Genomic DNA, 1,402 nt, shown 5'->3' on the forward strand with positions numbered 1-1,402 from the left:
CATTGGCAGTGGACATACTTTAAGACTATATATTTCTGAAACTAGTTTCACAATACAAATATTGACATGCAATTATTAATTGGTGGATTTTAAGTTGACATCTACAAAGGTTAATGTTAGAATACATTCAAAAATATATTTGAATGAGGTGTTTTATGATTCAAAATATTGTTACTTCAATAATCCTGTATTCTGGGACAGCCGTAGACTTACTTATTATCCTAATGTTATTTTTTGCCAAAAGAAAAAGCAGAAAGGACATCATTAACATCTATTTAGGACAATTTCTAGGCTCTGTTAGTCTAATATTCCTAAGTTTGCTTTTTGCATTTGTCTTAAATTATATTCCTAGTAAAGAGATTTTAGGTTTACTCGGTTTGATTCCAATTTTCCTAGGCCTCAAAGTTTTGCTTTTAGGAGATTCTGATGGAGAAGCTATTGCAAAAGATGGTTTGCGAAAAGACAATAAAAACCTGATTTTTCTAGTCGCTATGATTACTTTTGCAAGTTGTGGCGCTGACAATATTGGTGTCTTTGTCCCATATTTTACCACCTTAAATTTAGCGAATTTGATAGTGACTTTACTTACTTTTCTAGTCATGATTTATCTCTTGGTTTTTTCTGCCCAAAAATTAGCACAAGTCCCTTCTGTTGGGGAAACTTTGGAAAAATATAGCAGATGGTTTATTGCCGTTGTCTATTTAGGATTGGGGATGTATATCCTGATTGAAAACAACAGCTTTGACATGCTATGGGCTGTGTTAGGCTAGGAGAAAAAATTATGAAAAAAGATAGTATCTGTCAAGTGGATGTTATAAATCAACAAAATGTTACAACCGCAACGAACTACCTTGAAAAGGAAAAAGTCCAAAAATCACTTCGCATTTTATCAAAATTTACCGATAATAAACAGATAAATATCATCTTTTATCTCCTTGCCGTCGAAGAACTCTGTGTCTGCGATATAGCCTGTTTATTAAATCTCAGTATGGCATCTGCCTCCCACCATCTTCGTAAACTAGCCAATCAAAACATCTTGGGCACTAGAAGAGAGGGGAAAATTATATATTATTTTATAAAAGATGAGGAAATCAGAGATTTTTTTAATCAACTAGGATAACAACTATTTTTACTACTTTTCCATGATTATAGGGAGATTATATATGAAATTTTTTGATGAAAATTACTCACAAGAAATACCTACTCGTATCAAATGTTTAAGAAAAAAGTATAATTTAAAGCAAAGCGACCTAGGTAATGCAGGTCAAGTTAGCCAAGTTGAAAAGGGAGAAATTTGAAAGAATTTGTATCTTTTATTTTTTGTTTCATTTATGCCCTATGCTACTGGAATAGTTAGTAGTCATTTCATGAATCATACGGCACAGCTCTTTTATGGACTGAT

3 protein-coding genes are annotated in these 1,402 nt (G+C 32.2%); all 3 read left to right on the forward strand.

Translation table 11 applies throughout. The features are described 5' to 3' along the window. The first annotated feature begins 155 nt into the window (after window positions 1–155). The 3 genes from ABT997_RS09790 to ABT997_RS09800 are packed head-to-tail and all read left to right on the forward strand — an operon-like array spanning window position 156 to window position 1,298. On the forward strand, window positions 156–770 hold the full coding sequence (locus ABT997_RS09790; RefSeq protein WP_002911684.1) for a CadD family cadmium resistance transporter: 615 nt from the start codon (window positions 156–158) through the stop codon (window positions 768–770). Window positions 771–781: 11 nt separating this feature from the next. Beyond that, complete coding sequence (gene cadX, locus ABT997_RS09795) at window positions 782–1,120, forward strand: Cd(II)/Zn(II)-sensing metalloregulatory transcriptional regulator CadX (protein ID WP_040802757.1); 339 nt, start codon at window positions 782–784, stop codon at window positions 1,118–1,120. Window positions 1,121–1,163: 43 nt separating this feature from the next. Then, window positions 1,164–1,298, forward strand: a complete 135-nt coding sequence (locus ABT997_RS09800; RefSeq protein ID WP_264081591.1) for a hypothetical protein — start codon at window positions 1,164–1,166, stop codon at window positions 1,296–1,298. Window positions 1,299–1,402: the final 104 nt, after the last annotated feature.

The sequence above is a fragment of the Streptococcus australis genome, from assembly GCF_040226615.1.
GTDB classification, from domain to species: domain Bacteria; phylum Bacillota; class Bacilli; order Lactobacillales; family Streptococcaceae; genus Streptococcus; species Streptococcus australis_E.